Source organism: Halomonas sp. 111 (assembly GCF_052379685.1).
Lineage (GTDB): Bacteria > Pseudomonadota > Gammaproteobacteria > Pseudomonadales > Halomonadaceae > Vreelandella > Vreelandella citrativorans.
On the sequence record NZ_JBQSYV010000003.1, the window covers coordinates 1 to 20,839 of the forward strand.

Sequence of the window (20,839 nt, forward strand, 5' to 3'; positions counted from 1 at the left end):
TTTTCAAGAGCACTTACTCTCTTAGAGCCTGCTTCTTATCCCAGCGTTTAACTCCTGCTATAGGGAGGCAGTGACTTCGTTGCTTTTCGGCTTCTCTTCACCGTTTATGTACAGCGTGCGGGTGTCGCCGGTAGCCAGTATGAAGATCGCTGATTCGTAGGGGAGGCGATAGCCATTAGAAATGACGTCTGTCGTTACATGGATCGCATCCTCGCTAGTATGCATTTGAAGTTCTACCAAGGCATGAGCGGTGCGCCAATGGCTCGTTTCGCCGTCATCCTCATAATGGGTGTACCGAGATATGCCATTTGCTCCCCGCGGCGGGAACAGTAAAAAGCCGCGCTGGTCCTCATCTTTATTGGCAAATGTGCGTGAAGCCTCGTTGGTGGGGATAATGGCGCCCGCTTTAACGAGAAGAGGTGTTTGATGATGAGGTGCGTCGAGCGTGGCTTGTGTGCCGCCTGCGATGAACCTGCCCGTATAAAAATCGAACCAGCCACCTGGGTGTTCAGGCGCGTAGACATCACGAGTCGAGACGCCGGGCTCAACAACGCTTGCAACGAGCAACGATTCGCCCACTAAAAAGTCGTCGTTCTCAAGCCAGGTGCGCGTGTCCTCTTCAAAATCGAAGAAGGTGGGTTTGAGGATTGGTTCGTGATGTACATGGGCCTTGTAAAACGCGCTATACCAATAGGGCGTTAGTCGTGAGCGTAGCTTTATCAGCTCACGAATAGGGGCGACGGACTCGTCATACATCCACGGCTCGTTGACCGTTGCGTCTTCGTTCCAGGAGTGAATGGTAAAACGAGGGTGGAAGATGCCATTTTGCACCCAGCGGATAAAAAGCTCTGAATCCGGTTTAGGGCCAGCAAAGCCTCCTACATCGTGGCCGAAGTTATAAACGCCCGAAAGGCTCAAGCCAATACCTGTCTTGTTATTAAACTTGATGGTTTTCCATTCGGTGCGATTGTCACCGGTCCAGGTTTGCACGTAACGATGCATGCCTGGTGCGCCCGAGCGCGAAATGAGGAAAGGACGTTTTTCAGAAGCGTAGGTTGTTTGTGCTTCGAAAGAGGCCTTCATCATTAATAGTGGGAAGAGCGCACGAATGCGTGTAAAGGGAAGGCGAGTGCCGAAGCCGTCTGCTTGAGTGCCTTTACTCCAAATCTCATACTCGTTGTTGTCGTTCCAGGTCGTCTCGATACCATACTCAAGCAACTGCCGGGTTACTTCCTCTTTCCACCAGGCATAGGCGCCCTCATTGGTGAAGTCGACATGTGCGCCCCCACCATCCCAGAACTGCGCAAGCTCTGTATTACCGCTTTCATCTTTTAGAAAATAGCCAAGCGACTCCAGTTTTGCGTACTGCGGATGGTCCGTGAGAAGCGCCGGTTTTATATTGGCGGCAAGGCGGATACCTTTGCGCTTGAAGTCTGCCGAGAGCTTTTTAGCATCGGGAAATTTCTGCGTATTCCAGTTGAAGACGTAGCGTTTGCCATCGATGGAGGTATAACCCGATGAGAGCTGAAATGAATCGCAGAGAATATCGTGCTTTTCACACTGCTCAATAAACTCCCACACCTGCTCTTGTGCATTGGGAGCATCGGTGTAGCTCATGGTTGAGCCGGAGTAACCGATGCTCCATTTGGGTGGCAGGGCCGTATTACCCGTCATCCAGGTATAACTGGTCACTACATCGCGTATATGAGGGCCGGCGATCATGTAGTAATCCAGGTCACCGGATTCGGCTTCAAAGTAACGATAAAGGCCATGATAGTTATCAAGCTCACGGCCCATATCAAAGTAGCCAGGCGCTAAGTTGTCATAGAAAAGACCGTAGGAGAACGCTTGTTCCGGCTTGCGGGTAATATAAAAAGGAATGTGTTTATACAGCGGATCCGAATGTTCGGCATCATAACCCATCGCATCAATCGTAATATTACGATAGCGGCGGTGATGATGGTTTAGGTGCCCGGTTCGCTCACCCAAACCGTAATACTGCTCCTGAATATCTCTTTTCAGGTAGTGCTTGAGTTCTTGGCCTAATTCGCCATTGAAGTTATACGCTTGGGTCTGTCTATCCTGAGCGAACAGCTGCCACTGGCCGTGAGTGGTGTGATACCAGTCAATTCGAAAACCTTCCTTTTGAATGACGGCTTTTAGCTGGCGAGTTTGGATTGCAAAGCTCTGTTCATCCTCAGATAGCGTGTAGCTCGGCAAACTAAAGTGCTCGGTACTGAACCTGTCTCGGCCACGATGAGGAAGATCGTCTTGGCCTGGCGCAATACTCCAGGTCTTACCAACCTCAAGTCCTGTTTGTTTTTCAAAAAGTACGCGAAATATGCCCTCCTCAAGGATAAAGAAGTGGGCCTTCACGTCTTCATCCCTTGATGCAAAGATGAGGTGGTTTTGCTGAGTCTTGGCTAAGTGAAAGCAATAGCGCTCTTGAATATTCATCGAGGTCAATCCTTCAAAATTACATGAGGCCGGCTAGGCGCGGAAGCCATTCGCTGAGAATCGGCAGTAGCGTTATCAGCATGAGGACCGCGATGACCGCCGCATAAAACGGTAAAAGAGGCCTGATCACTTCTTCCATTTTGACTTTGCCTACCTTGCTGCCAACGTACAGCGCGCTGCCGCCGGGAGGCGTGATGTTGCCGATACACAAGTTTACGATGAGCACGACACCAAAGTGCACAGGGCTCATGCCAAATTCCGACACCACGGGTAAAAAGATCGGAGTAAAGATCAATATGGCCGGCGTGACATCCATAAACGTGCCAATCAATAGCAAGATAATATTGATCATTATGAGAATCAGAATGGGGTTATCGGTAAGCGACAAAATACCTTCACTGATAGCCGCTGGAATCCCCGTGAAAGCCATCACTAGCGCCAGCATGGCGGATGTGCCGATAAGGAACATGATGACAACGGTAAGCTCTGCTGTTTCCTTGAGTATGCCGGGCAGTTGCTTAATCGATAAGCTGCGATAGGCGAAAGAGAGCAGTAACGCATACAGCACGGCCACTGCCGACGCCTCGGTGGCGGTAAATATGCCACCTGTAATACCGCCGATAATAATGATGATTAAAAACAGGCTGGGTACGGCGTCCCACAGTACTTTCATGGCAGCGCGCAAGGGAACTTTATGTGGCGTGGTATAGCCTCTTTGCTTGGCAATGATGTAGGCCACCGCCATGGTCGCCATTCCCCAGAGTATGCCTGGGATGTAGCCTGCTAAAAATAGCGCAGCCACTGAGGTGCCACCGCTAACCAGGGAGTAAATAATGAAAAGCCCGGTGGGTGGGATAATTAACCCCGTGGGGGCTGAGGCAATATTAACCGCGGCAGAGAACTTACGGTCATAACCTTCCTTCTCTTGCAGTGGCTGCATGACTTTACCGATCGCCGCCGCAGAGGCCACAGAAGAGCCTGCAAGTGAGCCAAACAGCATATTGCCGACAATATTAGTGTGCGCAAGAGAGCCGGGTAAGCGCCCCGTGAAGAGCTTGGCCACATTGACCAAGCGAAGTGCGATCCCCCCCTGGTTCATAATGATGCCGGTAAGCAAAAAGAAAGGAACGGCGAGTAGCGTGAAGCTATCAATGCCGGTCACCATTTTTTGTGCTGAGGTAAATACCGCAACATCAAACGGAGCGATCAGTAGCATTGTTACGATGGAAGCACCCGCCATACTGATGGCGATTGGTACCCCGATAAAAAGAAGGATAAAGAAAGAAATGAGTAGACTGAAACCTGCAATAATTGTCATGGCTCAAATGCCTTAATTGTGTATTAAACGTCTAAGGTTTGATCGAAATCGTGGGGGATTCCGGCGCTGGCATTAATAAGCTCTGAAATACAAAACCAAAGGATTAGAACGCCCGAGATGGGTAGGGAGAGATAGATATATCCCATCGGTATGCCAAGAGAGACGGTCTGCTGGGACATGGTTAAAGAGACCAGCCAGACACCCCCATAAATCATGACGATAATAGAAAAGAGGATCAGGAAGGCGAGTACGCCAATCCGAGCGGCTTTCTGCAGGCCAGGAGAAAACCGGTTAGTCACCATTTCTACCGCAATGTGCTTTTTAGTGTGAAAGGCGAGCGCGCCTCCGATCATCGTGATCCAGATAAGCGAATAGCGCAGGAACTCCTGCGAAAACGTGCTGGGATCATTCAGCAAATAGCGGCTCACCACCTGCCATAGTGCAACCAGCACCATGATAACTAGCATTGCTGATGTAAGCACCGTGATGACTTTGCTCAGCCAGCGATTAATCGTGTTTACCATGGCTTCAAGACTCCGTTAGTTCTTGTATACGCTTGTAAAGAGGTGCCAGAACCGGATTTTCCATAACTCTTTCGTGCATGGGGGCAACCGATTCACGGAAGGCTTCCACATCCACGTCGTGATGGAAGTTAACGCCCATTTCCTGCGCTTTTGTGACCGCTTGTTCGATCTCTTTAGCCCAGAGTTCCTTATGAAACTCGGTGGATTCAATTGCCGCTTCTCTAAGCCATGTTTGTTGCTGTGGCGTGAAACTCTCCCAGCGGTGTTGGCTGAAAATCAACAGGTCGGGCACGATGGCATGGGCGGTATAGGAGTACTCCTTGGCTACCTCTCCATGGTTGGATGACGTCAAGGCTGTTTCGTTATTCTCGGTGCCGTCAATCACCCCTTGCTGTAACGCCGTGTATACTTCTCCGTATGCCATGGGCGTTGGTGCGCCGCCCATTAAACGGGTCATTTCCAGCGCAGTTTGACTGGGCTGAACGCGCAACTTTAAACCACGCATATCGGCCGGAGTCCGTACGGGCGTATCAATGGTATAAACATTACGAATGCCCGAGTCGTAATAGGTCAGACCAAAAAAGCCATTGTCGGCGGTTTGCTGATAGATATCGGTGGCAATATCGCTATCCATGACGCGATAGTAGTGATCAGGGTTGGCAAAGAGGTAAGGAATGCTGAACAGAGAGTAGATGTTAGAAAAGCTCTCAAGCGCGGTGGCGCTCACTTTTGTAACATCCACGGCGCCGGTTTGAACTAACTCAATGACTTCACGTTCAGAGCCAAGCTGACCATTGGCGTAAATCTGGAACGACAGTTCTCCGCCGCTTTTTTCACGGACCCGTTCGGTGAAATATGCCAAGGATTTATGAACAGGGTGGCTCTCGCTCATGTTGTGAGCGAGCCTCATTTGAGTAACGCCCGAAGACACCTCTGAGGGCATTGAGCAGCCCGAAAGCGCGAATAGAACGCCCGATAAGACTGAAATTATGCCTTTATGCATGTTGCCCCATCTCCTGAAAACCTGCTTAAAAGAGTACTTGTGCGTTGTAGTCATTGGGCCAGATAAGAACAGCCTGCTAAATTGGACTAACCAATATGATTGTTAAATGAGTCTTTCGTCGTAGTTGGCGGGCGAAAGGTTGACAATACGTGCGTCTGGGTCGACTCTTTGGCCTAACCAATTCGAGGGGTGGCTAGCTTCGTTTCTTTCTACCCTAAGGCGTAACGATGGCAGTGGAGGTTTTCATGGCAGCATTCCTTGGCGAGGATTTTCTTCTTGATAGCGAAATGGCAAAGCGTCTGTACCACGGCTATGCAAGCAAAGAGCCCATTTTTGATTACCACTGCCATCTGTCTCCTCAAGATATTGCCTTGGACCGCCGTTTCGAGAACCTGACCGAAATCTGGCTGAAAGGTGACCACTATAAGTGGCGTGCCATGCGCTGGAACGGTGTGGATGAGCGTTTTTGCACCGGCGATGCCAGTGACTACGAAAAATTTCAAGCATGGGCCGCTACCGTTCCTAATACCTTGGGTAATCCGCTTTACCACTGGACGCACCTTGAGCTTAGACGCCCCTTTGGAATAACCGATCAGCTTCTGTCCCCTACCACCGCCGACGCCATTTGGGAGCGGGGCAATTCACTACTGTCCAAGCCTGAGTTCTCCGCTCGCGGTATCCTTCAGCAGATGAATGTCCGCATGGTGGGTACCACGGACGACCCCGCTGACGACCTTGGCCATCACGCGCAAATAGCCTCTGATACAAGTTTCAGTGTCAAAGTGCTGCCAAGCTTCAGGCCTGACCGTGCATTTAAGCCGGCTGCGGTTGATTATCCCGCCTATCTTGAGAAATTAGGCAAGGCAGCGGGGATAGAGATAAGTGATATCAACTCACTCTATAGCGCTTTAGAACAGCGGATGGACCACTTCACTGCGCATGGGTGCAAAATTGCCGACCATGGTTTGGAGCGTGTCCAGTTTGCCTTGGCTACCGATGCGGAATTAAATGGCATACTTAAGCGCCGCCTGGATGGCACGCTGCCTGATGAGCACGAGCAGGCGCAATTCATGACGGCAGTGCTGGTCTTTCTGGGCCGCGAATACCATCGGCGTGGTTGGGTACAGCAGTACCATATGGGCCCGTTACGCAATAACAGTACTCGCGGTTGGCGGGAGATAGGCGCGGATGCGGGCTTCGACTCCATGGATGACAGACCCATAGCCGCGCCGCTTAATCAGCTTTTGGATGCCTTGGATCGCAATGATCAATTGCCCAAAACGATTCTTTATTGCGTGAACCCTCTGTTTAATGAAGTGCTGGCCACTACCGCTGGTAATTTTCAGGGCAGCGGCATTCCCGGTAAAGTTCAATTCGGTTCTGGCTGGTGGTTCAACGACCAGTTGGATGGTATGGAGCGGCAAATGACCCAGCTTTCCCAGCTTGGGCTTTTAAGCCACTTTGTGGGCATGTTGACGGATTCACGAAGTTTCCTCTCCTTTACTCGCCACGAATACTTTAGGCGTCTTTTGTGCCGTATGTTAGGGCGTTGGGTGGAAGATGGACAGCTTCCCAGCGATGAGCGTTGGCTGGGCGAATTGGTTAGCAATATCAGCTTCTATAATGCACGGCGCTATTTTGATGTCGACGTGTAATAACTCGCCAAGGAGAATACTGCATTGAACATGCAAACCATCGAAGCTAGCCAATCCAGCGGCCATATCAGCATTGTCCATCTTGGCTTGGGCGCGTTTCACCGTGCTCACCAAGCGGTTTATCTTGAGCGCTATCGCCAGCGCACAGGCGATGGCGAGTGGGGCGTATGTAGCGCCAATTTACGCTCGAGTGTTGACCTGGTAGATAGCCTGCGCAAGGCGGGTTACCACTATCAGGTGGCGGAATATGCCGACAGCCAGACGCTGACGCTACGCGAGATCGGCGTGATTGAAGAAACGCTGTTTTCCGGCCGCGATGCGTCGGGCAACTGGGGGCGGGATAGAGACGCGCTGCTTGAGCGGCTGGCGGCGCCAGCGACGCGTATTGTCACGCTGACCGTGACGGAAAAAGGGTATTTCCTGAACCCGGCCAGCGGTGAGCTGCGCCTGGATGACCCCATGGTAGCGGGCGATATCGCCTCACCTAGCGAGCCGCGGACCGCTCCTGGCTTACTGGTTGAAGCGCTGGCTCGGCGGCACGCCGCGGGCGTGGCACCGTTTACCGTGCTTTCGTGCGATAACATGCCACACAACGGTCAGCGTACTCGTAAAGCCGTGGTTAAGCTTGCCCAGCAGCGCAGCGCCGAACTTGCCGAGTGGATTGATGCTGAAGTGGCGTTTCCAAGCTCCATGGTCGACCGCATTGTGCCTGCGATGACCGACGCTGACTTTGAGCGCTTGGCTGCCTTGGGTGTTGCTGATCCTAATGCCGTGGTGGGTGAGGCATTCTCGCAGTGGGTGGTAGAGGACAACTTCCCCACCGGGCGGCCAAGCTGGGAGGCCGACGGCGTAGAAATGGTCGCCGATGTTGCCCCGTTTGAAACCATGAAGCTGCGAATGTTGAACGGTAGCCATTCTCTGCTGGCCTATCTGGGTGCTTTGGAAGGTGTTGAAACGGTGTATGACGGCATCAACCAACCGGCACTGCGCGCGCTGCTGCGCCGCTACATGCTGGAAGAAGCCGCACCGACGCTTAATATGCCCGAAGGCACTGACCTTGCGGCGTACGCTGATTCGCTACTTTCACGCTTTACCAATGACAGCTTGCGCCACCGTTTGCAGCAGATCGCCATGGACGGCAGCCAGAAGCTGCCCCAGCGCTGGCTGAGCGGCGCTCTTGAGCGTATTCAAGCGGGTCAGGCATCGCCTTGCACTGCATTAGGAATGGCTGGGTGGATTCGTTATACCGATGGCCAAGAGCTAAACGGCAAGCTTTATACCGTTGATGATCCCATGGCAAAGCAGTTTGCTGAGCTACATCAGACTCACGGTGGCCAGCCGGTCGCGTTGGTAAACGCATTTTTAGCCATGGACGAAGTGGTACCGCCCGCGTTGGCAACACATCAGCCGTTTGTCGACGACGTAGTAGCGGCCTATCGCGCCTTAACGCAAGATGGGTTAAATGCCGCGTTAGCAGCGCTAGGCATCGAAGGATAGGGAGTTATTTATGGAGCATACCTGGCGCTGGTTCGGCCCTAACGATGCGATACGTCTTGAAGAAATTCGCCAGGCCGGTGCGACCGGCATTGTGACGGCACTGCATGAAATACCTAATCACCAAGTGTGGCCGGTCGAGGCTATTCAAGCGCGCAAGAACCTGATTGAGACCGCCGGGCTTCGCTGGTCGGTGGTTGAGAGTGTGCCGGTCCATGAAGCGATAAAGCAGGGCCTGCCCGAGCGCGATGCGTTGATTGCTACGTACTGCCAAACGCTACGTAATTTGGCAGCTTGCGGTATCGACACCGTTTGTTACAACTTTATGCCGGTGCTCGACTGGACGCGAACCGATCTCGTCCATGCACTGCCGGATGGTGCGCTGGCGCTGCGCTTTGATCACACCGCGTTTGCGGCGTTTGATCTCTATATTCTTAAGCGGCCAGGGGCCGAGGCTGAGTATAGCGAAGCGGATAAGCGTATGGCCCAACGCTACCTTGAGACGCTTGATCAGACCGCCCGCGACAAGCTGGTGACGACACTGATCGCCGGGCTGCCTGGGGCGGAAGAGCACTATACGCTGGAACAGTTTCGGGATGTACTGGCGGAGTATGCCGAGATTGATGCGCAAAAGCTGCGCGAAAATCTTGGCTACTTTTTACAAGCGATTATTCCAGTGGCTGAAGAAGTCGGTATCCGAATGGCGATTCACCCGGATGATCCGCCCCGATCGCTTCTCGGTTTGCCACGGGTAGTTTCAACGCATCAGGATGCGCAGTGGGTGGTGGATCATGTGCCCAGCCCGGCCAATGGCTTAACGTTTTGCACCGGCTCTTATGGTGTTCGTGAAGACAACGACCTGGTTGCTATGGCTCGCCACTTTGCCCCGCATATTCACTTTATCCACCTGCGTGCCACAAAGCGCGAGGCGGACCCACGTTCGTTCCACGAAGCACCGCACCTGGAAGGTAACGTTGATATGGTCGGTGTTATTCAGGCATTGGTCGAAGAGGAGCGTCGCCGTGAAAAAGAGGGCGGAGCGCGTTTGCCATTACGCCCCGACCATGGCCACCATATTCTTGACGATCAGCAGCGTAAAACCGCACCGGGCTACCCGCTTTATGGCCGTATGCGCGGGCTCGCTGAGCTACGCGGCGTGGAGCTCGCCGTGCGCCAGCTAACTGCCGGATAAGCCATCGCCATCAGCACAAAATCGTTATAAGGACAAAAAAGCCCCGCTGACTTAATGGGGCAGCGGGGCTTTTTTGTAACGACCCAGCATGGCGCTCGACATAGTGGCGGAAAGGCCCGCTACCAATAGTAGTAGCCCCAACCCTAGCGGCATGTGTTAGTCGATAATGACTTAAACGTTAAAGAGCATTTGACTACCTGCTTTTAGCTCGTTGTATCTTTTGGTAGGCGCCCGCCAATAGCCATTGTCAGGACGTTTGCTAGTTCTCCTAACTGTTCACGGCAGCGGTCGATGCTGGGAACTTCCCGGTGCATCGCTTCTGGAATCAGCGTGAGGTAAGGGATGGTGATAACGGCTTCAATCACCTCATGAACACCAAAGACAGGAAAGCTGATGTTGGTTAGCCCTTGAACCTGAGGGCTGGGGCCAATGTGGTAACCCTGCTGACGGATCGGGTCAAATAGAGCACGTGTTCTAACCACTTCTTCTACCGTGGCATCGCTGGTAGCCAGTACCCGTGCCCGCCGTGGCTCATCCAGAAAGGCCAGCATAACGGCTCCTGAACCGGAGCCGCAAATATCTATTTTGGCTCCTAAACGGAGACCAAAACCCATCTTGTCGGGGTTTTCATACTGAGCCACAACCAATAGATGGCCAGGGCGTGCAACACTAAGATGACATGACTGGGAAATTTCATGGCACAGCTCCTCCATGCGTGGCAGCGCAGCCTGCACTAACCGCTTGGTGGGAGGGAAGCGGTGGGCCATTTCGAATATCTTTAGGGTTAGCTGATAGCGGCTACCGCTATCATCCATGCTGACGTAGCCGCGATCCCGCAGCACCATCAGCATGCGGTACATCTCATTGGTTTTACGGCCGATCTGCTCGGCGATCGCTTGGGTGCTTAACGGCTGGGAAGACTGAGCAAGCAGCTCCAAAATATCCAACCCTTTCTCTAAGGCAGGGGCGTGGTACTGCGTTTCAGCCTTCTCCTTCATTCAAGCTTCCTTACGTAATTGCCAATCGCTCGTTGATGGTAATGTTAATTAACCAAAATGCTTGGTTAGCGTGCCAGCCAACCGCCGTCTACTGCCAGGGTATGCCCATGTACATAGCGGGCGGCATCGGAGCATAAGAATATCACAGCGCCTGCTAAGTCTTCGGGCGTGCCCCAGCGTCCAGCGGGGATTCGGCCAAGAATTTCAGCGTGGCGCTGGGGGTCGTCGCGCAATGCTTGGGTGTTGTCGGTAGCCATATAGCCAGGGGCGATGGCATTCACGTTGATGTCATGACCCGCCCACTCATTAGCGAGTAGACGTGTTAGACCAAGAATACCGCTTTTGCTGGCGGTGTAGGAGGGCACACGAATGCCGCCCTGAAACGATAGTAATGAAGCGATATTGACGATCTTGCCCGGCGTTTTACGCTCGATAAGATGTTTGGCCACCTGTTGCGCGAGAAAAAAAGCGGCTTTCAAATTAACGTCAATGACGTCATCCCAGTCTTGCTCTGAAAACTCAACGGCTGCCGCTCGGCGAATAATTCCCGCATTGTTGACCAGGATATCTACCTTGCCCGCTTGTGTGATCGCCTGTGAGACAATCTCGCTAGGCGATTGGCTGCCCAGCTCAGCGGTAATGTCGTAAAACTGGCGCCCTAGGGCCTCGACCTGCTGGCGGGTGTCATCAGCAGGACTGCGGTTGACCCCCACAATATCGGCACCCGCCTGTGCCAGTGCAATGGCAATTCCCTGCCCCAGCCCTTTGTTGCAACCAGTCACCATGGCAACCTGGCCGTTCAGTGAAAATAGCGTCATTGGTCACTCTCCCTGAGTAGTGGTTTAGCGCAGCTCTTTAGAAGCGATAAAATCCATATCATCGTAGGTCAGGTTTTCACCGCACATACCCCAAATGAAGGTGTAGCGGCGAGTGCCAAAGCCGCAGTGAATCGACCAACTGGGGTGAATCACGGCCTGTTCGTTGGCAACCACGATATGCCGGGTCTCTTGGGGTTCGCCGCACAGGTGGAACACCACATCGTCTTCACTCAAGTCAAAGTAGAAATACACTTCCATGCGCCGTTCGTGAGTATGGCAGGGCATGGTGTTCCACATACTGCCGGGCTCTAACTGGGTTAGCCCCATGGATAGCTGGCAGGTATCCAGCACATCGGTATGCAGGTACTTATTAATGGTACGCACATTGCCGGTTTCAGGGTCGCCAAGGGTGGTGGGCGAGGCATCTTCCGGGCGGATATGGCGTAGCTGGTAACGTACATGGGCAGGCGTTGAGTTGATATAAAAGCGCGCAGGCTTGCTCGCATCAAGGCTCTCGAAACTGACCTCACGGCTCTCTTTGGGAATATACAGGCCGTGGTGGGTGCCGAGCTCAACCGTTTCACCGTCGACAGTAATGCGTCCGGGCGCGCCAATGTTAATAACGCCCATTTCCCGCCGCTCTAGAAAATAGTCAACGCCAAGTTCTTTGCCACCGCTCAGGGTAAGCGGCGAATCAGTGGGTACTGCGCCACCAACAATAATGCGGTCAACATGGCTATAGGTTAGTGACATTTGGCCAGGTACCATAATCTCGGTAACCAGCATTTTGTCACGCAATTCCTGAGTATCGAGGGTTTTAAAATGATCGCTATGAAGTGCTTGGCGAATATCCATATGAGTTTCCTTAAATGATGAAAGTAAATGGGCTCACGAGAATAGTGTGAGCGGCCAAAGGGTGATGATCGGAAAAGCTATTACCAGCAGCATCACCAGAAGGTTTGCGAGGAGAAACGGCAAAGCGCCACGGAAAATACGTCCAATCGAGAGGCCGGTAATGGATGAACATACGTTCAGACACATGCCTACCGGTGGCGTGACCAAGCCAATAGCCAAGCCACTAATCAGCAATACGCCAAACTGCACGGGGGAAATATTGGCCAGGGCAAGTACCGGCAGCACCACTGGGGTAATCAGCAAAATCGCAGGGGTTACATCAATAAAGGTACCGATCAGTAGCACGGCAGCAGCAATGACCAGCAGGAGTAAAATCGGGGTAAGATCCAGCCCGCCTAAAAAGCCTGCCAATAGTTGGGGAATCTGCTCCATCGAGAGAATCCACACGTATAGCTGGCTCATGGCGATAATGATCATCACTGTGGCGCTGGTCATGACGGCAGAGCGAAATAGTGCAGGCAGTTCACGCAGCTTGAGGCTTTTAAAGACTACCAATGCTAGAAAAAGCGCATAGCCCACGCCTAACGCGGCAGATTCAGTGGCTGTCGCGACACCACCGACCACCGCACCCACGACAAACAGGGGAATTAATAGGGCGAGTACCGCACGTTGAATTACCTGACGGCGCTGTTGAGAGGTTAATCCTGTGTGGGCACGAGGGTAGCCTTGGCGACCGGCCATTAGCGCAATAATGCCCATCATCAGCAAGCCAATCAGTAAACCAGGTACAAGGCTCGCCATAAACATGGTGCCGATAGACTGCTGAGCGGTAACGGCGAAAATTACCATGGGTACACTGGGTGGAATGATCATTCCCATGGTGGAGGAGGCCACGGTAATACCGCTGGCGGTTTCGACGCTATATCCTTTACGTGCCATCTCCGGAATCATGGAGGAACCTACCGAGGCCGTATCAGACACAGAAGAGCCTGATATGCCCCCAAAAATCATCGATGTTGAGATATTGACGTGCCCCAAACCACCAGGGAAACGACCTACCAACATCAAACAGAAGTCGATTAAGCGAGAGGTAATGCCTGAAGCGTTCATCACCAATCCCATCAAAATAAACAACGGCAGGGCAATCATGGTGTACAAATCCATTCCGGACAGCACCCGCTGGGGCAGCACGCCAATCAAGCCTGGTTGCATGATCAAAAAATAGACCAACCCCGAAAGCCCCAGCGAATAGGCGATGGGCACTCCTATCAGTAGAAGCACTATTAGGCTAACTAGCAGTAAGATCATGCTTGGCTCTCCTGCGCGTCTTCTCGTTGAGCGGAGGGCCGTTCTCCACCCATTAGCACCGCCAAAGAAAATAGGATGACCAGTAGCGCGCCAATAGGGACGCTGATTTGCACTACCCAATTGGGCACATCCAGTACGGCGGAGCGGAAGCGACCCACTTGCCCAATCCAGCTAATGCTGAGCCATGCCAAATAGCCATTGAATACCATCACGAGTATATGGCGTAAGCGGTTGAGCCAGACGGCTATTGACGTAGGCAGCGCATCCACAAGCACGCTGATACGGATATGCTCGCCGCGCAAAATGGCGACCGATGCCCCCATTGCGGTGGAATACACAAATAGAAAGCGCATCACCTCTTCAGCACCGGCAAAGCCAATGCTGAATACGTAGCGTAATATCACCAGTGTCAAGCAGAGCAGGAAAACCGCCGCAATTAATGCGGCAATAAGATTTTCCAATAGGCTAGCGAAGCGGCGCATTACCCGCATCAAAACGGTATCTTCCGCCATCGGTTGCGCCAGTGGAGGAGGGTTCATTACTCCAATACCTCGGCTTGATCGGTCAGCGTGAGTACTTGCTCTAACTGCTCCTGGCTAAAGTCACCACGTTCAACAAAGTGCTCCCAAACAGGAACGACGGCATCCACAAAACCTTGGCGGTGTTCGTCGGCGATATCATTAATGCTCATGTGCTCGCCAAGTGTGTCGAGGTAGTTGGCTTCGGAGGCTAGCCAAATTTCGTTGGAGCGCGTCATCGTCTCCTGAGCCACGTCGTCAACGATTGACTGCAGGTCTTCCGGTAACTGGTCGTACCACTGAGCGCTGATAAAGAAGGGGTCAGGATGGATTTGCCAGTTCAGTAATGACATGTACTCCTGAGCTTCATGGAATTTCATATCAGCGATATTGGAGGGCGGATTTTCCTGACCATCGACTACGCCTGTGCGCATTGCCATATAGGTTTCGGTATAAGGCACTTGCTGTGGGGAAGCTCCTAACGCTTCAAACGCCAGCAACGTGGGAGCCAGCGGCGGGGTACGAATTTTCAAACCACGGAGGTCATCAACTTGATTAACGGCGCGAACGTTGTTGGTTAACTGGCGCATGCCGCCTGCAACTCCGGTCACCGGTATATGCAGCTGATTTGCATGTGCGCCTTCATTAATGGCTTGGCCCAGCTCGCCTTCCATAACGTCAATGGCCTGTTCCGGCGTGGTGAACAGAAACGGCATGGTATAGATCAGGTAGGCGGGGTTAGCTTGAGCAAACAAGCCACCGCGATAGCCTTGAATAAGCCCCATCTGGACTTGTTGAAGTACGTCTTCCTCTTTCCCTAGCGTGCCATTGAAATAGAGTTCTACCGCGATACGCCCATCACTGCGCTCTTCAAGTGCTTCTTTGAAGTAACGCATGGACTCAGATCGCGGGGCATCATCGGTTTGAGAATGAGCGTATTTGAATGTGAAGTCAGCAGCTTGCAGAGATGTCGTGAAGCCGATAGCAAGGCTGGCCATCATCAGGTGGGTTAGGCGCATGGAAGGCTCTCCGTTGTATTTTGATGTTTTTTTTATGCCATAATCGTTATAGCTCAAGTATAAAATAGATTTTTATATTTGAGTTATGACCAAGCTTAGCGCCATTCCTGCACAGGTCAATGTTTGAGCTATGCGACCATGGTCTTGATATAAAAAAGAGGATTAAGTAAGTAGACAGGTAATCGCGCCGCTAGGCAGAGTAAATATGCCTAGCGGTAGCATGAATGATGGGAAAGGAGGGGGCTATGCTACTTCCATTAAAGATTTAAGCGCGCGATAGCTGCTGGCAGTTCATTGGCATGCTGAATGCCAATGGCGCCTTCGGGCGTGCTCTCTTCATCGGGAAAGTGGTTAATATGGATAACGTGCATACCTGCAGCCAACCCGGCTTCTACGCCTACGGCCGCATCGTCGATCACAATGCACTGCTCGGGTGCGTAGCCCATTGCCGCCGCCGCCTTGCGGTAAAGCTCGGGGTCGGGTTTCCAGACATTCAGAGTATAAGCACTGAATAAATTCCCTTTAAAATGGTGGCCTAAACCAGTGCTTTCCATGGCACAGCGGATCTTGCGCTCGGGGCCGTTAGATACCACGGCTTTGGCGTAGCTGCTTAATTGATCAAGCGCATCTGGAATGCCAGCGATGGGTTCAAGCTCTGCCCGCATGCGGGCTTCCATGCGTGTCCGCATACCGGCTTCAAGCGTCGCCGCTTGGTCTTCTGTGAGGGGCTGAAAGCGCGCTTCTAACGTATTGACTATCGTGTGAAAGCGTACTCCACGAAACTCTTCCATATACTGACGCGCAGAGAACGGTAGGCCGAACTCCGGAAGAATGTCGCCCATTACCTCTGCAAGGAGTACTTCGCTGTCTACCAGCGTGCCATCGCTGTCAAACAGTAGGCAGTAATCGGCGGTCGTTGCGCTGGGCGTTGCTCTGGGCATAGCAGGACTCATTGGCGTACGTCCTCGTTAACCAGGTTAATGGGAGGCTTGCCCTGTAGGGCCAAGCGAATATTATCCACGGCGCGCTGAGCCATTGCCTGGCGAGTCTCATGTGTTGCGGACCCAATATGGGGCAGGGCGACGACGTTGGTCATGTTAAGTAGAGGGGAGGTGGCTGGCAGCGGTTCCTGCTCGAAGACATCCAGACCCGCTGCTTTAATGGTGCCTTTCTCAAGTGCGTCAATTAGCGCTGATTCATCGACGACTTTACCGCGAGCAATGTTGATGAAAATACCTGAGGACTTCATGCGTGCAAACTCGTCGGCACCGATTAGGTGCTTGGTCTCTGCGGTTAGCGGGACGGTCACACAGACAAAGTCTGATTTTTCCAACAGTTCGTTAAGCTCACAGCGCTTGGCACCTAGCTCTGCTTCGCGTTCAGGTTTGGGAGACGCGTTGGAGTAGAGGATTGACATGCCAAAGCCGAGCGCACCGCGCTGGGCAACCGCTTGGCCGATGCGTCCAAAACCTATCATGCCCAGCGTTTTTCCGTGTACGTCGTTACCAAAGTGATCAGGGCCAAGGCTAGCTTTCCAGTTGCCCGCTTTTACCCATTCGGCAAGCTCTGTTACCCGGCGTGCTGAGGCCATCACCAGCGCAAAACCGGTATCAGCGGTCGTTTCAGTGAGCACATCAGGCGTGTTGCACAGCAGAATGCCACGCTTGGTTAACTCATCCACGGGGATGCTGTCGTAACCCACCGAAATTGTCGAAATAACTTCAAGCGCGGGCGCCGCATCCAGTAATTCAGGTGTAATGGGCAGTCCTGAGCCGATAATGCCGTGTGCCTTCGATAGCATGTCGAGCACATCTTGCTGAGTGGGATCAAGTGGCCCTGAGTGCTCAATAAGCTCAAAGTGTTGCGCTAGCGTTTCTTTTAGTGGATCGCCAAGTCGTCCTGTCACAATGATACTTTTTTTCATGCTATCTCCTCGTGTTGTGATTGTTACATGTGACCTTAGTGCTCAAGTTGTTCCAGCTTGTCCCTGGTGGGCAAACCTTCCATATCACCGACGACTTGTACGGCCTGGGCGCCTACCAGATTGCCACGTTTAAGCGCATCACGAGCAGTTAGGCCATCCAGCAGTGCGCTGATCGCACCGACCGCGAAGCCATCGCCAGCCCCTACGGTATCAACAACGTTGGCGACCGGCTGGCCGGGCACGTTGATGCTTTCCAAAGAGCCTCCCAGCGTGCCGCGATAATAGCTGCCCTCTGGCCCCAGCTTGATGATAACGGCCTTGGCACCGCGCTCAAGGTAGAAATCGGCAATCGCTTCGGGCGATTCGCAGCCGGTCAAAAGCCGCCCTTCGGAAAGTCCCGGTAGTACCCAGTCAGCCAGACTTGCCAGCTCATTTAAGGTATCACGCATGACAGCTTCGCTGGGCCAAAGTGACGGGCGTAAATTGGGGTCGAAGGAAATGCTGGCGCCGCTTTGGCGTGCCTGCTGCATCAAGTGGCGGGTTAATTCCAGGGCGCTTTTAGAAAGCGCAGGGGTAATGCCGGTAGCATGCAGATGAGTGAGCGACTGAAAATCGATGGAAGCGGCATCTTCAATGCTTAAGTGGCTGGCGGCACTGCCGCGCCTGAAGTACTCAACCCGTGGGTCGGCACCGTTTTCTGCGCGCTCTTTGAACATCAGCCCGGTGGGGTGGTGTTCATCAAGCTGAATATACCGGTCGTCAACTCCTTCAGCTTTTAAAGACTGCTGAATAAACCTGCCCTGGCTGTCGGTGCCCACTCGGCTCAACCAGCCAACGTGAAAACCCAGGCGCGAAAGGCCAATGGCGACGTTATTGTCGGCGCCTGCTAAACGGCGATGAAAGCTTTCGACTTCTGCTAGATCACCCGGTGTATTCGCCACCAGCATGGCCATGGCTTCGCCAAAAGTCAGTATCCGTGGGGAGGAGAACGTTGTATTTGCCATCAGGATATTCTCTTTTTAAGGGTGTTAAGGATTTGGCTAAAGCGTTGTACTGCCGCGGATCTGTAAACGCGGCGCATGGCGGTAGCGTACGGGCGATGCCTGCGCTGAGCCGTTAAGCTGGTTGAGCAGGCAACTGACGGCAGCATGGCCGATATCATCGGTAGGCTGGGCCAGGGTGGTGATGCCTGGCGTTATCAGCTCACACCAATCCAGTTCGTCAATTCCCATTAAACCGGTAGGGCCCAAAGGGATGCCCAACTGTTGAAAACTGCGTGTCATAGCGAGCGTGACGTTACCGTTAGCGCATAAAACAGCGCCTGGTGATGAGGCAGTGTGCTGGTTAAAGTTGGCTAACGTTTCAATGTGAGGTGCTGCATTGTCCAGTATTAGCGTCTGACTTTTGATCCCTAAGCTCTCTGCTTGCTGGTTAAAGCGCTGTAGCCGTTCCTGGCGGGTACTGGCATGTGCAGGCGACTCACTGACATAGAGAAGGGAACGATACCCTTGTTGCACAAGGTGACCCAGTGCCATATCAATCGCTAGCGCGTTATCAAGCCCGATCACATCAACGTCAAGTTGATGAACTTCGCGGTCAAGTAGCACGAGGGGGACGCCGCTATGCATGAGTGCCTGTAACTGCGCTTCAGGCTGCCCGGCAGCATTAATCATCAAGCCTTCTACCTGATACGACGTCAGCAGGCGCAGGTGCTGCTGTTCTCGTTCTGGGTCGTTATCGGTATTGCAGACGATTAATGAATAACCGTGAGTCCGAGCCGCTTGCTCTATGCCGTGGACAACTGCCACTGAGAACGGATTGCGGATATCGGCCACCAGTACGCCCAGTAGGCGCGAGCCGCCTCCCTTGAGACCGCGTGCCATTAAATTAGGCTGGTAGCCCAGCGTCGTGGCGGCGTTGGCAATGCGCGCTTGAAGGCTGGGCGTTAGCCGTTCGCGCTCCGGGCCGAAAAAGCGCGATACGCTGGTTTTAGACGTGCCCGCCAGCTTAGCGACTTCAATAAGTGTGGCGCGCACAGAGGCAGGGGGCATGTTGGCTATCCATTAAACAGTAAAATGGGAACGTTCCCAATTGGCTCCAACATAGTGAGTTTTGGGTTTAAAGGCAATACGCCTTAAGGCTCAGTAGAAGAGTCGGCGAAAACATATAGTTAAGAAAAATTAAGCAGACGGCCTCTGCTAGGATGTAGAGAAAAGCATAATAGGCGAACGTAATGCAGTCCCACGAGTACCAGCAATATGATGCCACCGGCCTTGCCGAACTGATCCGCCGCCGGGAGGTGAGCCGCGCAGACGTTCTGGAGGCTGCCTTTAAGGCGATTGAAGCACTAAATCCTGCCCTAAAAGCGGTCGTTAGAACGCGATTTGAGAAAGCCCGGCGTGAGAGCGAGGAGATCGCCGATGACGCGCTCTTTGGTGGAGTGCCCACCTTGAGTAAAGATCTGTTGATGGGGTTGGCCGGTGAACCCTTGGCCTCCGGATGTGCAGCGTTATCTCAGTGGCGACCTAAAGAGGACTCTCCGATTATCCACCGCTCAAAAGCGGCGGGCTTGGTCGTTATTGGGCAAACAGCCACGCCTGAATTGGGATTGATGGGAATTACCGAGCCTAAAGCCTTTCCGCACCCTGTTAACCCGTGGCGGAAGGGGTATTCACCCGGTGGCTCCAGCGGCGGTGCAGCCGTGGCAGTGGCTAGCGGAATTGTGCCGTTGGCGTTGGCCGGGGACGGTGGTGGCTCCATCCGTATTCCTGCCAGCTACTGTGGACTTTTTGGCTTTAAACCCACGCGTGGGCGGATGCCGCTTGACCCAAGCCATGGGGAAGTGTGGCAGGGGGCGGTCATTGAGCATGCGTTGACGCGCAGCGTACGAGATAGTGCGGCGCTGTTGGAGAAGGTGAACGGTATGGCACCTTCCGGCCCGTACCCGGTGCGCTCTGAAACCGGCTTCGTAACGGCATTAGCGTCCTCGCCTAAGCGATTACGTATTGCGGTATCGCTGGGCGAGCCTTTAAGCCGTGGCTTGGGCACGCAGTTAAGCTCGGAAGTAAAAACAGCGGTTAATAAAGCCGCCGCTGCGCTAACGGAAATGGGCCATGAGGTGGAGTGGTGCGATCCGCCGGTGGATGGTGAAGCCCTGGCAGATAGCTACTTAACACTTTACCTTGGCCACTTGGCAGCGGACCTTCGCTGGATTAGCCAGCAAACCGGTGTGCCCACTCATCGCTTGGCGATTGAACCCTCTACACGTGCCATCGGCCGATTAGGAAGCAAACTATTAGCACAGGATTACGAGCTGGCGAAACGCCATTGGCACGTTGCCGCTGAACAGATGAGCCGTTTTCATCAACGCTTTGATGCGCTGGTGATGCCGGTCACCGCAGATACCGCCCCTGAAATTGGCGAGCTCTATCCATCCGCGACACGTGAACGCTTAATGTCTGTGCTGGCCATTCCTGGGGCATCATCGCTGGCGCTAAAGGCAGGCTTGTTAAAGAGGCTGGCGGTGGATGCCCTTGGCCGCACGCCGTTCACCCAATTAGCCAATCTGACCGGCCAGCCCGCCATGTCAGTGCCTTTGCATATGGCCGTCAATGGTCTACCGGTAGGCGTGCAAATAGTCGGGCGGTTTGGTGAAGATAAACAGCTCTTACAGCTAGCTGCGGCATTGGAACGGCACGATGCCTGGCAGCATCAATTACCGCTGCAAGCGTTCCGCTCTTAGGCAGGGTAAACTAC

General features: G+C 53.2%; 18 protein-coding genes. 4 read left to right on the plus strand and 14 right to left on the minus strand.

Annotated features, from left to right (window positions below; translation table 11 throughout):
* Positions 1-57: 57 nt before the first annotated feature.
* From ACT3T7_RS02785 to ACT3T7_RS02800, 4 genes are read right to left on the minus strand one after another with little or no spacing between them, the layout of a single operon-like run.
* Complete coding sequence (locus ACT3T7_RS02785; RefSeq protein ID WP_444630020.1) at positions 58-2,457, minus strand: TIM-barrel domain-containing protein; 2,400 nt, start codon at positions 2,455-2,457, stop codon at positions 58-60.
* Between the two features lie 19 nt (positions 2,458-2,476).
* Complete coding sequence (locus ACT3T7_RS02790; RefSeq protein WP_444630021.1) at positions 2,477-3,775, minus strand: TRAP transporter large permease; 1,299 nt, start codon at positions 3,773-3,775, stop codon at positions 2,477-2,479.
* A 23-nt stretch (positions 3,776-3,798) separates the two neighbouring features.
* Positions 3,799-4,299 carry a TRAP transporter small permease gene (locus ACT3T7_RS02795; RefSeq protein WP_444630022.1) on the minus strand — a complete coding sequence of 167 codons (501 nt, stop codon included), beginning with the start codon at positions 4,297-4,299 and terminating at the stop codon, positions 3,799-3,801.
* 4 nt (positions 4,300-4,303) lie between these two features.
* Positions 4,304-5,356 carry a TRAP transporter substrate-binding protein gene (locus ACT3T7_RS02800; protein WP_444630023.1) on the minus strand — a complete coding sequence of 351 codons (1,053 nt, stop codon included), beginning with the start codon at positions 5,354-5,356 and terminating at the stop codon, positions 4,304-4,306.
* 191 nt (positions 5,357-5,547) lie between these two features.
* On the opposite strand from ACT3T7_RS02800, the gene uxaC reads away from it, so the two are divergent.
* From uxaC to uxuA, 3 genes are read left to right on the plus strand one after another with little or no spacing between them, the layout of a single operon-like run.
* The gene (uxaC, locus tag ACT3T7_RS02805; protein ID WP_444630024.1) at positions 5,548-6,957 is read left to right on the plus strand and encodes a glucuronate isomerase; all 1,410 of its coding nucleotides are present in this window, start codon (positions 5,548-5,550) and stop codon (positions 6,955-6,957) included.
* Between the two features lie 30 nt (positions 6,958-6,987).
* A complete protein-coding gene (locus ACT3T7_RS02810; RefSeq protein ID WP_444630150.1) occupies positions 6,988-8,454 on the plus strand; it encodes a mannitol dehydrogenase family protein in 1,467 nt (488 codons plus the stop codon).
* A 10-nt stretch (positions 8,455-8,464) separates the two neighbouring features.
* On the plus strand, positions 8,465-9,643 hold the full coding sequence (gene uxuA, locus ACT3T7_RS02815) for a mannonate dehydratase (protein WP_444630025.1): 1,179 nt from the start codon (positions 8,465-8,467) through the stop codon (positions 9,641-9,643).
* A gap of 203 nt (positions 9,644-9,846) precedes the next feature.
* Here the strand turns inward: uxuA and ACT3T7_RS02820 are convergent, their stop codons facing one another.
* The 10 genes from ACT3T7_RS02820 to ACT3T7_RS02865 form a co-directional block, all read right to left on the minus strand.
* The gene (locus tag ACT3T7_RS02820) at positions 9,847-10,641 is read right to left on the minus strand and encodes an IclR family transcriptional regulator (RefSeq protein ID WP_444630026.1); all 795 of its coding nucleotides are present in this window, start codon (positions 10,639-10,641) and stop codon (positions 9,847-9,849) included.
* A gap of 65 nt (positions 10,642-10,706) precedes the next feature.
* On the minus strand, positions 10,707-11,459 hold the full coding sequence (gene kduD / locus ACT3T7_RS02825; RefSeq protein WP_444630027.1) for a 2-dehydro-3-deoxy-D-gluconate 5-dehydrogenase KduD: 753 nt from the start codon (positions 11,457-11,459) through the stop codon (positions 10,707-10,709).
* 24 nt (positions 11,460-11,483) lie between these two features.
* Complete coding sequence (gene kduI, locus ACT3T7_RS02830; protein ID WP_444630028.1) at positions 11,484-12,314, minus strand: 5-dehydro-4-deoxy-D-glucuronate isomerase; 831 nt, start codon at positions 12,312-12,314, stop codon at positions 11,484-11,486.
* Positions 12,315-12,347: 33 nt separating this feature from the next.
* Positions 12,348-13,622, minus strand: coding sequence for a TRAP transporter large permease (locus ACT3T7_RS02835; RefSeq protein ID WP_444630029.1), 1,275 nt, complete (start codon positions 13,620-13,622; stop codon positions 12,348-12,350).
* Positions 13,619-14,161, minus strand: a complete 543-nt coding sequence (locus ACT3T7_RS02840; protein WP_444630030.1) for a TRAP transporter small permease — start codon at positions 14,159-14,161, stop codon at positions 13,619-13,621. Before ACT3T7_RS02840 ends, ACT3T7_RS02835 begins: the two co-directional genes overlap by 4 nt.
* Positions 14,161-15,159, minus strand: a complete 999-nt coding sequence (locus ACT3T7_RS02845) for a TRAP transporter substrate-binding protein (RefSeq protein WP_087109587.1) — start codon at positions 15,157-15,159, stop codon at positions 14,161-14,163. Before ACT3T7_RS02845 ends, ACT3T7_RS02840 begins: the two co-directional genes overlap by 1 nt.
* 257 nt (positions 15,160-15,416) lie before the next feature.
* Complete coding sequence (locus ACT3T7_RS02850) at positions 15,417-16,112, minus strand: HAD family hydrolase (RefSeq protein ID WP_444630031.1); 696 nt, start codon at positions 16,110-16,112, stop codon at positions 15,417-15,419.
* Positions 16,109-17,083: a 2-hydroxyacid dehydrogenase gene (locus ACT3T7_RS02855; protein ID WP_444630032.1), complete on the minus strand. Its 975-nt coding sequence runs from the start codon at positions 17,081-17,083 to the stop codon at positions 16,109-16,111. Before ACT3T7_RS02855 ends, ACT3T7_RS02850 begins: the two co-directional genes overlap by 4 nt.
* A 35-nt stretch (positions 17,084-17,118) precedes the next feature.
* Positions 17,119-18,087: a sugar kinase gene (locus ACT3T7_RS02860; RefSeq protein ID WP_444628243.1), complete on the minus strand. Its 969-nt coding sequence runs from the start codon at positions 18,085-18,087 to the stop codon at positions 17,119-17,121.
* Positions 18,088-18,123: 36 nt separating this feature from the next.
* Positions 18,124-19,134: a LacI family DNA-binding transcriptional regulator gene (locus tag ACT3T7_RS02865; RefSeq protein ID WP_444630033.1), complete on the minus strand. Its 1,011-nt coding sequence runs from the start codon at positions 19,132-19,134 to the stop codon at positions 18,124-18,126.
* 182 nt (positions 19,135-19,316) lie between these two features.
* Here ACT3T7_RS02865 and ACT3T7_RS02870 point away from each other — a divergent pair, with 182 nt between their 5' ends.
* Entirely contained in the window at positions 19,317-20,825 is a 1,509-nt protein-coding gene (locus ACT3T7_RS02870) for an amidase (RefSeq protein WP_444630034.1), read from the plus strand.
* Positions 20,826-20,839 lie beyond the last annotated feature (14 nt).